Consider the following 13,069-nt stretch of genomic DNA (forward strand, 5'->3'; position numbering starts at 1 on the left):
GCCCGAGCAGCTGTGACCTCAGGCGCTGCCGGCCGCCTCCGGAACGACGTGGACCGGGCCCGCCGCGCCGACGTACGCCTCCCCGGGGCCCCACGGGAGCTCGGAGTAGGCGATCAGGGTGTCCGGCAGCCCGGTGCCCTCGGGGCGCAGCTCGATGCGGTGGTCGTGGCCGCGGAAGTCGGAGCCGAGCACGCGGGCCCGGACGGCGCCGGGGGCCGGGTCGGCGGTTAGGCGGAGTTGCCGGGGGCGCAGCAGGGCGAGGCCGCGGCGGCTGGTGGGAGCCGTCGTGGCGACGGGCAGGGTGCCGAAGGCGGTGCGGGCCCGGGCGCCGGTGAGTTCGGCCGGGACGAGGTTGGCCTCGCCGAGGACGCGGGCGACGGAGGCGTCGGCGGGGCGGTGGTAGAGGGTGTCGGGTGTGCCGGCCTGGGCGATGCGCCCGTCCCGCAGGACGGCGACGGTGTCGGCGAACGACAAGGCCTCGTCCTGGTCGTGGGTGACCAGGATCGCCGTCGTCCCGGCCTGCCGCAGGGTGGCGGCGACCTCCCGTCGCAGCTCGGCCCGGAGCGCCGCGTCGAGGGCCGCGAACGGCTCGTCGAGCAGCAGGAGTCCCGGCCGCGGTGCGAGCGCACGGGCGAGGGCGACGCGCTGCTGCTGCCCGCCGGAGAGCTGGTGGGGGCGGCGCTCGCCGAGACCGCCGAGGCCGACCAGCTCCAGCAGCTCGCCGACGCGCTCGCGCCGCTGCGCGCGCGGCAGTCCGAAGCCGATGTTGGCGGCGACGGTGAGGTGCGGGAAGAGCGCGCCGTCCTGCGGGACGAGGCCGATGTTGCGGCGCTCGGCGGGGAGCCTGCGCCGCCCGTCGTCCAGCACCCGGCCGTGCAGCACGACCTGCCCGGCGGCGGCCGGGTGGAAGCCGGCGACCACCCGCAGAAGGGTGGACTTGCCGCAGCCGGAGGGGCCGAGGATGCAGGCGAGGTCCCCGTCCTCGACGGTCAGGTCGATGCCGTCGAGGACCGGGCTGCGGCCGTGGGTGGCGTGCAGGGCGGTGAGGGTGAGTCCGGTCATGAGTTCTTCCCGGGGCGGCCGAGGGTGCGGCGGGTCAGCAGGAGGACGGAGGGGACGGACAGCGCGACCATGAGGGCCGCGTACGGCGCCGCCGCCCCGTACGCGAGGCCGCTGGTGTAGACCCAGAACTGGGTGGCCAGGGTCTGCGTGCCGGTCGGGCGCAGGAGGAGGGTCGCGGTGAGCTCGGTGGAGGCCGTGAGGCCCACCATGGCGACGGCGGCGCCGAGGCCGGGCAGCACGAGCGGCAGGGTGACCCGGCCGAGGACGGCGAGGGGCCGGGTGCCGAGCGAGCGGGCGGCCTCCTCGACGCCGGGCGGCACCTGGGCGAGGGCCGCGCGGACGGCCGTGAGGGCGAGCGGGAAGAACAGGACGACGTACCCGGCGACGAGCATCGGCGGCTGCTGGTACAGGGGTCGGGCGTAGCGGACGGAGAAGTGCACGACCGACAGCGCGACGGCGATGCCAGGCAGGGCCCGGGTGAGGTAGGCGACGCGCTCGACGGCCCGGGCGGGCCGGGTGCCGCGCCGCCACGCGTACAGGGCGACGGGGACGGCCGCCGCGGTGGCGACGAGCGCCGCGCCGAGCGCGTAGCCGAGGGTGGCGAGGGTGGCGCCGAGGACGGAGGCCGAGGGCAGGGTCGTCGAGCTGCCCTTGATCAGCCAGTACCCGAGCGCGTACACCGGCACCCCGAGCGAGACGCCGACCAGCGTGGTGAGGCCGGCGAGCGCCGGTACCGTCCACCGGCCGAGCCGGACGGGCGGGGCGCTGCGGGCGACGGCGCCGTGCCGGGTGACGCGGGCGTGCCGGCCGGCCCAGGCGTCCAGCCCGACGAGCAGCAGGGCGAGGGCCACCAGCACCAGGGTGAGCAGCGAGGCGGAGGCCGCGTCGAAACCGAGCTTGTACTGGGTGAACACGGCGGTGGCGAAGGTGGTGTAGCGCAGCATCGCGAACGCCCCGTACTCGCCGAGGAGGTAGAGCGAGACGAGCAGGACGCCGCCGGCCAGGGCGGGCCGGGTGAGCGGGAGGGTGACCCGCCACAGGGTGGCGAGCCGGCCGCGGCCGAGCGAGCGGGAGACCTCCTCGGCGGCGGCGTCCCCGCCCCGCAGGGCGGCCGCGACGGGCAGGAAGACCAGCGGGTACAGGGAGCAGGTCATGACCAGCACCGCGCCCCAGTAACCGTGGACGGAGCGGAACAGCGAGACCCAGGAGTAGCCGCGGACGAACTCCGGTACGGCGAGCGGGAGCGCGAGGGCGACGGTCCACGCCCGCCGCCCGGGCAGGGCGGTGCGTTCGACCAGGTAGGCGGCGCCGAAGCCGAGGACGGCGGTGGCGAGGGTGACGGCCGCGGCGAGGCTGACGGTGTGCCAGAGCAGGGTGGCGATCAGCGGGCGGCCGAGCAGCCGCCGGGTCTGGTCCCAGCCGGCCTGCGCGGCTTCGGCGACGACGAATCCGAGCGGCGAGGCGACGACCGCGACGACGGCCACGGCGACGGGTGCGAGCAGGCCTGCGGCCCGCCACCGCCGGAGCGGGGACGGGCCGTGGGCGCGGACGGGGAAGGTCACTGGAGTAGACCGGCGTCCTGGAGCAGGGACAGCGCCTGCTTGCCGTCGCCCAGCTGGGCCGGGTCGGCGACGGCGCCGATGCCGTCGAGGGCGGGCAGTTCGGGCTTGCCCTTCACATCGGCGACGAGCGGGTACTCGTAGCTCTCGGAGCCGGCGATGACGGTCTGCGCCGGGGCGCTCGCGAGGTAGCCGAGGAAGGCCTGGGCGGCGGCCTGGTGCTTGCCGTTCTTGAGGACGGCCGCACCGGAGACGTCGACGAGGGCGCCCGGGTCGCCCTTGGGGAAGTAGTGCAGGGTGGCGTGGGTCGCGGCCGCGCCCTTCTCGTCGCGCATCCGGTAGAAGTAGTAGTGGTCGATGACGCCGCCCTCGACCTCGCCGCTGTTGATCGCGGTGGAGAGGTCCTCGTTGCTGTCGTAGACCTTGGCGTTGTCCTTGAGCCCCTTGAGCCACTGCTTGGCCGCGTCCTCGCCCTTGGCCTTGACGACCTGGGTGACGACGGGGGCGAAGTCGGTCTCGCCGGGGGCGATGCCGAGGCGGCCCTTCCACTCGGGCTTGGCGAGGTCGAGCACGGAGGCGGGCGGCGCGGTGTCGGCGCCCTTGCCGGTGGCGGCGAGGAAGGCGGAGGTGCGGGCGGAGATGCCGACCCAGTCACCCTTGGCCGAACTGTCCGCGGTGGGAACGGACTTGAGGGTGTCGGCGGCGGCCGGGGCGAGCAGGCCCTTGTCGCCGAGGACGGTGAGCGCGGGCGGGTTCTCGGCGTAGAAGACGTCGGCCGGGGAGGCGGCGCCCTCCTGGAGGATCTGGTTGGCGAGCTCGGCCTCGTCGCCGGAGCGCAGTTCGACCTTGATGCCGGTGCGCTTGGTGAAGTCCTCGGTGAGCGCCTTGACGGTCTGCTCGTGCTGGCCGCTGTAGACGGTGATGGTCTGGCCGGCGAGCGCCGCGGAGCCGGAGGGCGCGGGCGAGCCGTCGGCGCTGCCGCCGGAGCTGCCGCACGCGGTGAGGGCGACGGCGCAGGCGGCGACGAGGGACAGGCCCGCGAGGGGCCGGACGGTTCCGAGCATGGTGAGGGTCCTCCGTGGGGCAGGGGGTCGGCCGGACGGGCGCTTCCACGACGGGTCGTCGGGGACCGTGGGACGCGGAGCGCCGGCCTGGCGTCACGAGAACTTAGGCCAGGGAAGGCTTGCCTAACAAGTTTCGGAGCGTCACATCTCGGCGGAGTCTCGCTGGGGTCGCGCTTCGATGGACAAACCGCCAAGCACAGGCAAACCGACCTCCAAGCGCAGGTCAGAGCTGCCGTATACGACGGATCGCGAGATGGTGCCACCGGCGATCCCAACCACGCTGCGTAATCACCAAGGCCGTACAAGGACGGCCCGGAAACGCCAAGGCCCCGGAACCGGTGGGTTCCGGGGCCCGGGCCTGAAGGGCGTCAGCGGAAGCGGCGGAGCCGAGGGCTGTTGCCGACCACGAAGGCCGCCGAGAAGGCCATCGCCCCGGAGAGCCGGTCCCGGGGCCTACGTGAGGTCCCACCCGCAGCGCAGGTTCCATCGCCCGGCGCGCCCGGACAGCTCCGTGACCGACAGCGGACGCACGTCGAGCCGCCAGAAGACCCCGGGCGGCAGGCCGAGCGCCTGCACCACCGCCGCCCGGACCACCGCGGGCTCGGCCACCGCCGCCACCCGGCCGGACTGCTCGGCCAGCTCGTCCAGCCAGCCGCCCACCCGGGCGACCAGGGCGGTGACCGGCTCTCCGCCGTGCGGCGCCGCCGCCGGGTCGGACAGCCATGCGGAGATCGCCGCCGGGTCGGCCGCGGCGACCTCGTCGAGGCTTCGGCCGCGCCACAACCCGACGTCCAGGTCGGCCAGTTGCGGCAGCGGTTCGGCGCCGAGGCCGAGCGCCTGGGCTGTTTGGCGGCAGCGCAGCGAAGGCGAGGCGAAGGCCCTGGCGGGCGTCGGCAAGGTGCCGGCCGCCGAACGGACGGCCGCCAGAGCCGCCTCGTCCGACGGGCCGTCATCACCGAAGCGGGCCGCACGAACTTCAAACCCGATCGCCGGTGCGACGAACATCACGCGTACGGTCACTCGCCCTCCTCTCGGGCCGGAACGGGGCCGCACGCATACGTACCGGGGTGTGACACCCCTTCCGTGCCGGTCACGCGCCTACGAGCCCCTGCGAATCCCCTTGGCCGGTCGGTCCCGACACGGTACCGTCCCTTCGACAACTCAAGACGACGGAGCGCGGAAGCCGGCGAGAATCCGGCACGGTCGCGCCACTGTGGAACCGGAACCATGACCCCCGTCACGGGCCGGTGAGTCAGACCCGCCTCCGTCGTCCGTGCTCCATCGAACGGGACGCGTGTTCCCAGAAGAGAGGTCGGCCATGGCTCACCCCATCGCCCCCGCAGCCCCCGCCGCACCGGCGGTCGCCCCCATCTCCGTCAAGGCGATCCTGCCCTGGGCCGTGTTCTTCGGCATCCTGCTGATGACCCTCATCTACTTCGTCGGCGCCGAGCAGGGCGCCACCTCCCTCATCTCCGGCGAGGACGTGCACGAGTGGGTGCACGACGGTCGCCACCTGCTCGGCTTCCCCTGCCACTGACCCGGGGAACCGCCGCATGAACTCCACAACCGTCAGATCCCTGCTCGTCCGCGGCATGCTGGCCGGCCTCGGCGCCGGCCTGCTCGCCCTGGTCGTCGCCTACCTGCTCGGCGAACCCCGGGTGGACGCCGCGATCGCCTACGAGGACGCGCACGCCGCCGGCGAACCCGCGATGGAGGTCGTCAGCCGTTCCCTGCAGTCAACTGCCGGTCTGGCCACGGGCGTTCTCGTCTACGGCGTCTCGCTCGGCGGCATCGCCGCGCTCGCGTACTGCTTCGCACTCGGCCGCGTGGGCCGCTTCACCCCCCGGGCCACCGCGGCCCTGCTCTCCGGGGTGGCGCTGCTCGCGGTCTACGTCGTCCCCTTCCTCAAGTACCCCGCCAACCCGCCGTCGGTCGGTGACCCGGAGACCATCGGCAAACGCACCACGCTGTACTTCCTCATGATGGCGCTCAGCGTGCTGCTGTCGATCGCCGCGGTGATCGTCGGCAAGCGGCTCGCTCCGCGCCTGGGCAACTGGTACGCGACCGTCGTCGCCGTCCTCGGCTTCGCCGTCGCGGTCGGCCTCGCGTTCGCCTTCCTGCCCGCCGTCAACGAGGTCCCCGAGGACTTCTCCGCCACGCTGCTCTGGCAGTTCCGCCTCGCGGCCCTGGCCATCCAGCTCACCCTCTGGGCGTCCTTCGGCCTGCTCTTCGGCCACCTCGCCGAGCGGCTCCTCAACCCGAAGCCCGCCACCCCGGCCGCCGTCACCCGGGAGACCTCCCCGGAGGCGACGGCGCCCGTGCACTGAGCACGGCGAGGGCTCCGCGCACAGCGCACCGAAGGCCGGTCGGGACGACACACCGTCGCCCCGACCGGCCTTCGGCACGTCCGCGACCGCGAATCCGGGACCCGAGCGGAGGAGCACCATCCGCGAGCTGAGCGACCCCGGGTGGCCCTTCTCCTGGACCGATTCCCCGCAACCTGATGTGCGACCGCCCAGCTGACCGCAGTGAGCGTGCTGCAGTTCCCGGCCGCCTCGCAGCAGATGGCGAGCGACCCACAACTGGGATCGCGCCGCGCCGTCCTGCTGGGTGCCGGTCTGCGGGATCAGGCGAGCAACTGGTCGACCAGATGGGCCACCGCGTGGTCGTCGTTGCTCGGCAGGAGCCGGTCGGCGGCGCGGCGGACGGTGTCGGGGGCGTTCGCGGGGGCGGCGCCGAGACCTGCGAGCGTGAGCATCCCGCAGTCGTTGAGGCCGTCGCCGACGGCGACCGTCTCGGCGGGGTGCAGGCCCAGGTCCGCCGCGATCCAGGCGAGTACGCCGTGCTTGCCGGTGCCGCGCGGGCCGAGTTCGAGGAAGTGTCGTCCGGACGCGGTGACTTCGGCGTCGGAACCCACCAATCCCTGGACGGCGTCCACGAGTTCGGCGCCGAACGGTGCGAACGGACAGGCCAGCACCTTCACCACCGGCCGCGCGGGCTCGACCGCGCCCCGCCACTCGACCCCGCTCCAGTGACGCGCCAGCTCTTCCGGGAAGCCCGGCTGGACGACCGTCCCGTCCAGCAGGTCGAAGGCCAGCGCCCAGTCCGGATGCGCCTTCCCAAGGATGGCGGCGACTCGATGGAGCGCCGCCGCGTCGAAGACGAGCTGCCGGCTCGGCCGCCGTTCGCCCGGCCGGAACACCAACGCCCCGTTCCCGTGCGCCCAGTAGGCCGAGGGCGGGATGCCCGACCGGATCTCGGCCGGCACGTCGCGCGGGGGGCGGGCCGTGACCACCGCGACGGCGAGTCCGGCCGCCACCGCCCGGCCGAGCGCGTCCGACACGGCGCCGGGCAGCACGCCGGACGAGTCGAGCAGCGTCCCGTCCAGATCGCAGGCGAGCAGCCGGTACCCGTCAGCCATGGTCAGCCCTCCGAGGCTTCTTCATGGCTTCTCCCAGAAAGCGCAGGGTCAGCCGGGCCAGCCCCGCACCGGTCACCACGGCCTCGACGTCGGCCCTGCCCGCGTGCCGCCGGGCCGTCGGCCCGGTGCCGAGCGGCACCCAGAGCCACTGGGTGTCGACGACCGCGCATCCGATGACGTCGTCACCTTCCACCCGGGGGATCCGGTCGGAGACCTGAACAGGGATGTCGTGGACGTCGACCGAGGTGACCGCGCCGGACGCACCGAGCCCGACCCACGCGACGGTCCGGAACGACATCACGGCCGCGCCCGGCCCGTCCGCGTCGGGCAGCAGGTCGACGGAGAACTCCCCACGCCCCTCGTCCCATTGGGCCTCGGGCGTGCAGATCCCGGCCGTGCCGGTGTGCGATTCCACGGTTCCACTCCTGTCGGTCGCAGTTCGTGCACCTTCAGACGTGCTGGAGGCGGTCGAGCCCGACGACAGGTGGGGTGTCCAGCCTGCCCGGTCGGAGTTCGATCTCCCCGAGGACGGTGTCGCGCGGCGTGGAGGCCGCCCAGGACACCACTTCGGCAACGGATTCCACGCTCATCTTGTAGGCGGAGTGGTCGTCGTCGAAGTTCCGGATGGCTCCGGGGCTGAGCAGGGTGGTCCGCACCCCGTGGCGGCGCTCCTCCATGAGCAGGACCTCCGCCACCTGCTTGAGCGCGGCCTTGGTGGCGCAGTACGCGACGCCGCCCTCGAACGGCCGGGACCCGGCGTGCGAGCCCATGAGCACGATGTGCCCCTGCGCACGGCGCAGCAGCGGCAACGCGGCCTGGACGAGGCGCACGGGCGCGGTGAGGTTGACCGCGACGGCCTCGTCCCAGTCCTGCGCGGTGACGTCCGCGACCGCGCCGAAGCCGCGGGTGACGGCGTTGACGACGAGCAGGTCGAGGCGCGGGGCGTCGGCGAGGACCTGCTCGGCGGCCCGGGCGACGGCGGCGGGGTCGCCGAAGTCGACGGTGACGGGGTCGTCGTGGTCCGCGCAGGGGGAGCGGTTGAGGCAGCGGACGGTGTACCCGTCGGCGATCAGCCGGCTGCGGACGGCCCGGCCGGTGCCCCGGTTGCTCCCCGTCACCAGGGCGAGCGGTGGCGCCGCAGGCTCACCCACCGGAGACCATCGAGATGAGTTCGGCCCAGCGGGCGAGGATGTCCTCCCGGCCGGCGCCCTGGCGGAACATGTCCTTGTCGTAGGGCCGTCCGTCGGCGGACTTGAGGCGCATGCAGTCCGGCGATATCTCGGAGTTGACGACCAGTCCGTGTTTGTCGTCGGGCGCGATGACGAGGCAGAAGTCCCAGAGGTCGAGCGGCGCGAGCAGCTCGCGCAGCACCGCGTTGCAGTCGAGCGCGACCTGCCGGTGGTGCTCGACGTCCACTCCGAGCAGCCGGAGGTAGTCCTCGCCGATCGGCTGGTCCTCCGGGTCGACCCGGTAGTCGAACTTCACGACCGGGCGGTCGAGGACCTGCCCCTCCTCGAAGAGCCCGGGGTACTTGCGGATGGTCGAGCCGGTGGCCCGGTTCTTGACGATGACCTCGAACGGCGGGGCCGGCCGGTAGTCCGCGAGGTAACTGACCGGCCCCACGCGTTCGCGAAAAACGGTGTACACACCGCGTTCGGCGAGTCGAGCCGAAACGTACTCGAAGAAGTCGAGACGCAACTCGGCAGTTCCGTCCACGAGTTCGTCGCGATCGTAGGTGAAACTCCGGAGCGAGGGAATCATCTCGATCAGGCAGAGGCCTTCGTCGAGATGCCAGAGCCGTTTGCTCCGCCCCTCGATGTCCGGAGTACGGGAAGTCACGGAAACCGCATCTAAGGCAGCCACAGGTCGCTCTCAGGAGGTCGGGCACAAAGCAGTGCCAGGACTTAAATGATCAGCGGTGCGGCAAGTCTGGCACGGGCGTGACCGGAAAGAAAGAGCCTTCGGCAGGTTTAGAAGTGATCATGACAGGATCGGGGACGGGATCAGAAGTGTGCCGAAGACCCTGCCCCGCGACTCGGTCGTGAGCGGACTCAGCGGGCACCGAACAGGCCCGGAAGCAGTCGTGCAGAATGTTCGTCATGCCAGAGCAGCATCGGATTCGCGGGCGTCGGGCCGCGGAGATCGCCGCCGACGTCGAGCAGGCCGTCGCCGCCGGACACCTCGCCCCCGGCAGCCCCCTGCCCCCGCTCCGCCGGCTCGCCACCGAGTTGGGCGTCAACCCCAACACCGCGGCGGCGGCCTACCGTTTGCTGCGCGACCGCGGCGTCATCGAGACCGGCGGGCGACGCGGCACCCGGGTGTCGCCCCGGCCGACGCACATCGCGCGCGCCCACCTGCACTTCGAAGTCCCGGACGGTGTCCGCGATCTGACGGACGGCAACCCGGATCCCGGCCTGCTTCCGCCGCTCGCCGACGCCCTGGCGTTCGCGGCGGGCGAGCAGCTGCGCGACCCGGTCCTGTACGGCCGACCCGCGGTGGACCCCGGCCTACTGGCGATCGCCCGGCGGGAGTTCGCAGCCGACGGCCTGCCCGGCGAGACCACCGCCGTCACCTCGGGCGCCCTCGACGCGATCGAGCGGGTGTTACAGACCCGGCTGCGCCCGGGCGACCTGGTCGCCGTCGAGGACCCGGGCTGGGGCAGCCTGCACGACCTGCTCCCGGCTCTCGGCCTGCGGATGACCGGGATCGGGGTGGACGACGAAGGGCCCCTCCCGCAGGACGTCGCGGTGGCGCTGGCGGCCGGCGCCGCCGCCCTGGTGGTCACCTCGCGCGCGCAGAACCCCACCGGCGCGACGGTCGGCCCAGGCCGCGCCGCCGAGCTGCGCGCGGTGCTGGCGAACCGTCCGGACGTGCTGCTGATCGAGGACGACTTCGGCCACGCCATCGCGGACACCCCGTACCACCCGGTGTGCGCGGCGAACGGCCGTCCGGTCGTGCGGCACTGGACGGTGGTCCGATCGGTCACCAAACTCCTCGGCCCCGACATGCGGCTGGCCGTGCTGACCGGCGACCCCGACACCGTGGACCGCCTGCGCGGCCGCCAGCGGCTGGGCACCGGCTGGGTCAGCCACGTGCTCCAGCGGGCGGCGGCCCGGCTGCTGGCGGACGAGTCGGTGGACCGCGCGCGGGTGGCCGCCCACTACACCGAGCGGCGCGGCGCGCTGATCCGCGCACTGGCTGCGGAGGGCGTCCCGGCCCGGGGACGCAGCGGCTTCAACGTCTGGATCCCGGTGCACAGCGAGACCTCGGCCGTCGTGGCGCTGCTGCAGCGGGGCTGGGCGGTGGCCCCGGGTGCGCCGTTCCGGCTGCGGTCCGGGCCCGGGCTGCGGCTGACCGTCTCGGGCCTCGCCCTGGACGAGCTCCCCGCGCTGGCCGCCGACGTGGCCGCAGCACTCCGGGTCGATCCGGAACGCGGGCGCCTGACGTGAACGGGCCTGGCCTGACGCGTGCTTGACACGGCGGATCGGTGCGAACGATCCTGACGGGCGGATCTGGAGAGAAGTCGGCCGTTCCGCCTCTCCACCGACCCGTGTCCAACGGCCGAGCCCGACCGGATGCCCGTCACCACGCGCCGGACGCGCTTGCGCAGGTCGTTTCCACGCCCCCACCCAGCACGGACCGAGGAGTCCGAAGGCCGTGACGTCGATATTCGATCGCCTGTACGACCACACCCTCGCCGACCTGGGCGCACTCGACGCGCCCTACGACACCGGCCACCTCTCCCGGACCGCCGCGCTGGCGGGCCGGATCGCCGAGGAGTCGGGGCTCGCCGCGGGCACCGCCCGCTGCGCCGCCCACCTGTACCACCGCTTCCGCCTGCCCGGCGCGCGGGATGCCCCGGCCGGGACCCGGGACAGCGCGCTCGACTTCCTGACCCGTTCGGGGGTGCCCGGGGAACTGCACCGGGACCTGCTCACGGTGGTCGGCCCGGGTTCACCGGCCGCCGAGACCCCGTACCGTGCGGCCGTGCTGGACGCCGAGCGGATCGATGCGATGGGCGCGGCCGGGCTCCAGCGGGCGCTGACCGGGGAGGGGCTGCCCTGGCACCCGGACGGCCCGGCCGCGGGCCGTCCTCGGCCGGCCCCGCCGGAGCTGTACGAGGAACTGGTCCGGGCCGAGCGCGAGCTGCTGACCGAGCCGGCCCGCCGCCTGGCCGCCGACCGGATGGACCTGGTGCACCGGCTGGCCGCCGACTACCGGACGGAGGCCGAGCTGGGCCGTCTCCCGGGCGAGCCCGATCCCGGCCCGGCGGCGGCGACCCGGGTGGACTGGGACCCGAAGTCGGGTTTCCTGCAAGCCGTGTTCGACGCCCCGGCGACCGGCCCGCTGGTGCGGATCGGCTACCGCGGCGAGGTCTGGCTGACCTTCGACGAAACGGACCGCCTGCTCGGCATCGACCTACACAACGCGCCGCCCGCCCTCGTCGCCCTCCTCCCGCCCGCCCAGCAGCACCGCTACTTCTGGCACAGCACGGCCCGCGGCGACGGCGTTGCGTGGTGGGCGGACCACGCCACCGGGCACGCCTGGATCACCGCTGCGCCGGGCCTGGCCCACCACCGCGCGACCGCCGTCACGGACATCGAGGTGGGGACCCGTACGGACCGTCCGGCGGTCCTTCGTCTTCATGTACAGGCCAATCCATGAATCGACGTGTACACGCGCGTAGATCCCCCTAAGGTGATGCTCATGAGCTTCCTGATCTTACTCCGCTCCCCTTCCGTCACCCGTCTGTTGCTGGGCAGTTGGGTCGGGAGACTGCCCTCCGCCATGGCCGCGCTCACCATCCCGCTGGCGCTGCGCGAGGCCGGGTCCGGGTACGGCTTCGTCGGCGCCGCGGCCGGCTCGTACGCGATCGCGGCGGCGGTCGGCTCCCCGCTGCTCGGCCGGCTGGTCGACCGCTGGGGGCAGACCAGGGTCCTGGTCCCGACCGCGCTGCTCGCCGCGGCGGGCTTCGTCGCCATCGCGCTGGCGCCGAGCCAGCCCGCCGCCGTCCTCGTCGGCGCCGTGCTCGCGGGCTCGATGACGCCCCCGCTGGAGCCGTGCCTGCGGGTGCTCTGGCCCGCGATCGCCCCTGAGGGGAAGCTCGAATCGGCGTACGCGCTCGACTCCAGCGCGCAGGAACTCGTCTTCGTGGCCGGGCCGTTGGTGGTCACCGGCAGCGTCGCCGTCTGGTCCCCCACGGCCGCCCTGTACGTCCAGGCGCTGCTCGGCCTGTTCGGGGTCGCGGTGGTGGCCAGCTCGCGGCCGTCCCGGCAGTGGCGGGCCGAGGCGCGCTCGACCGACTGGCTCGGGCCGCTGCGCAGCGGACGGCTGGTCACCCTGCTCAGCGCGCTGATCGGGGTGGGCTTCGCGATCGGCACCCTGAACGTCCTGGTGGTCTCGTACGCGGAGCGCTGGGACGTGCCCGGCGGCGCGCCCTCCCTGCTGGCCCTGAACGCCTTCGGCTCGCTCGCCGGTGTGCTGGTCTACGGCTCGCGCAGCTGGCCGGGCACGCTCGCCAACCGCGGGCTGCTGTTCGCGGCCGGCTTGGTGGTCGGGTACGGGCTGCTGGTCCTGGTGCCGCCTCCGGGCTACATGGTCGTGCTGATGCTGCTCACCGGGGCGTTCCTCGCTCCGATGCTGACCGTCACCTTCGTGCTGGTGGGCGAGTTGGCGCCGCCGGGGACCACCACGGAGGCCTTCGCCTGGCTCGTGACGCTGTTCGCCGCCGGCACCTCGCTGGGCTCGGCGGCCGTCGGCAACGTGCTGGCGCACACCAACGAGCACTGGGCGGCCCTGTGCGGCACCGCTGGCGCCCTCGTCACCCTGACGATCCTGGCCCTCGGCCGGAAGGGCTTCGCCGCGGGACCGGTCGCAGCCCCGGTCCCGGCCACGGCCGACGCGGCCCAGCACTGAACGGCGTAGGCCTCCGGAACCAGCGTTCCGGAGGCCTACGCCGTCGC

Annotated in this window: 13 protein-coding genes; 5 read left to right on the top strand and 8 right to left on the bottom strand. The window is 73.8% G+C overall.

Annotated elements, in window-relative coordinates; genetic code table 11:
- Nucleotides 1–18: 18 nt before the first annotated feature.
- The 4 genes from F7Q99_RS03045 to F7Q99_RS03060 all read right to left on the bottom strand — a co-directional run bounded on the left by F7Q99_RS03045 (nt 19) and on the right by F7Q99_RS03060 (nt 4,705).
- The gene (locus tag F7Q99_RS03045; protein ID WP_153459956.1) at nt 19–1,062 is read right to left on the bottom strand and encodes an ABC transporter ATP-binding protein; all 1,044 of its coding nucleotides are present in this window, start codon (nt 1,060–1,062) and stop codon (nt 19–21) included.
- Nucleotides 1,059–2,624 carry an ABC transporter permease gene (locus tag F7Q99_RS03050; protein WP_326846190.1) on the bottom strand — a complete coding sequence of 522 codons (1,566 nt, stop codon included), beginning with the start codon at nt 2,622–2,624 and terminating at the stop codon, nt 1,059–1,061. The genes F7Q99_RS03045 and F7Q99_RS03050 overlap by 4 nt, the downstream gene beginning before the upstream one ends.
- Entirely contained in the window at nt 2,621–3,685 is a 1,065-nt protein-coding gene (locus tag F7Q99_RS03055; RefSeq protein ID WP_153459957.1) for an iron ABC transporter substrate-binding protein, read from the bottom strand. Before F7Q99_RS03055 ends, F7Q99_RS03050 begins: the two co-directional genes overlap by 4 nt.
- A gap of 453 nt (nt 3,686–4,138) precedes the next feature.
- Nucleotides 4,139–4,705 (bottom strand): histidine phosphatase family protein, encoded by a 567-nt coding sequence (locus F7Q99_RS03060; RefSeq protein WP_326846191.1) that lies wholly within the window; start codon nt 4,703–4,705, stop codon nt 4,139–4,141.
- Nucleotides 4,706–5,003: 298 nt separating this feature from the next.
- Here F7Q99_RS03060 and F7Q99_RS03065 point away from each other — a divergent pair, with 298 nt between their 5' ends.
- Together F7Q99_RS03065 and F7Q99_RS03070 are read left to right on the top strand one after the other, a co-directional pair.
- A complete protein-coding gene (locus tag F7Q99_RS03065; RefSeq protein WP_153459958.1) occupies nt 5,004–5,222 on the top strand; it encodes a CbtB domain-containing protein in 219 nt (72 codons plus the stop codon).
- 16 nt (nt 5,223–5,238) lie between these two features.
- Entirely contained in the window at nt 5,239–6,012 is a 774-nt protein-coding gene (locus tag F7Q99_RS03070) for a CbtA family protein (RefSeq protein WP_153459959.1), read from the top strand.
- 299 nt (nt 6,013–6,311) lie between these two features.
- Here F7Q99_RS03070 and F7Q99_RS03075 read toward each other — a convergent pair whose 3' ends face one another.
- The 4 genes from F7Q99_RS03075 to F7Q99_RS03090 are packed head-to-tail and all read right to left on the bottom strand — an operon-like array spanning nt 6,312 to nt 8,945.
- Nucleotides 6,312–7,106: an HAD-IIB family hydrolase gene (locus tag F7Q99_RS03075; RefSeq protein WP_153459960.1), complete on the bottom strand. Its 795-nt coding sequence runs from the start codon at nt 7,104–7,106 to the stop codon at nt 6,312–6,314.
- On the bottom strand, nt 7,099–7,521 hold the full coding sequence (locus F7Q99_RS03080) for a hypothetical protein (RefSeq protein WP_153459961.1): 423 nt from the start codon (nt 7,519–7,521) through the stop codon (nt 7,099–7,101). Before F7Q99_RS03080 ends, F7Q99_RS03075 begins: the two co-directional genes overlap by 8 nt.
- Before the next feature lie 34 nt (nt 7,522–7,555).
- On the bottom strand, nt 7,556–8,257 hold the full coding sequence (locus tag F7Q99_RS03085; RefSeq protein ID WP_326846192.1) for an SDR family oxidoreductase: 702 nt from the start codon (nt 8,255–8,257) through the stop codon (nt 7,556–7,558).
- Complete coding sequence (locus F7Q99_RS03090; protein WP_326846193.1) at nt 8,250–8,945, bottom strand: phosphoribosylaminoimidazolesuccinocarboxamide synthase; 696 nt, start codon at nt 8,943–8,945, stop codon at nt 8,250–8,252. The genes F7Q99_RS03085 and F7Q99_RS03090 overlap by 8 nt, the downstream gene beginning before the upstream one ends.
- 260 nt (nt 8,946–9,205) lie before the next feature.
- Between F7Q99_RS03090 and F7Q99_RS03095 the strand changes: the two genes are divergently transcribed.
- The 3 genes from F7Q99_RS03095 to F7Q99_RS03105 all read left to right on the top strand — a co-directional run bounded on the left by F7Q99_RS03095 (nt 9,206) and on the right by F7Q99_RS03105 (nt 13,022).
- Entirely contained in the window at nt 9,206–10,555 is a 1,350-nt protein-coding gene (locus F7Q99_RS03095) for an aminotransferase class I/II-fold pyridoxal phosphate-dependent enzyme (protein WP_153459962.1), read from the top strand.
- A 208-nt stretch (nt 10,556–10,763) separates the two neighbouring features.
- Entirely contained in the window at nt 10,764–11,771 is a 1,008-nt protein-coding gene (locus F7Q99_RS03100; protein ID WP_153459963.1) for an HD domain-containing protein, read from the top strand.
- Nucleotides 11,772–11,813: 42 nt separating this feature from the next.
- Nucleotides 11,814–13,022 (top strand): MFS transporter, encoded by a 1,209-nt coding sequence (locus tag F7Q99_RS03105; protein ID WP_153459964.1) that lies wholly within the window; start codon nt 11,814–11,816, stop codon nt 13,020–13,022.
- Nucleotides 13,023–13,069 lie beyond the last annotated feature (47 nt).

Source organism: Streptomyces kaniharaensis, from assembly GCF_009569385.1.
In the GTDB taxonomy this organism is placed as follows: Bacteria; Actinomycetota; Actinomycetes; order Streptomycetales; family Streptomycetaceae; genus Kitasatospora; species Kitasatospora kaniharaensis.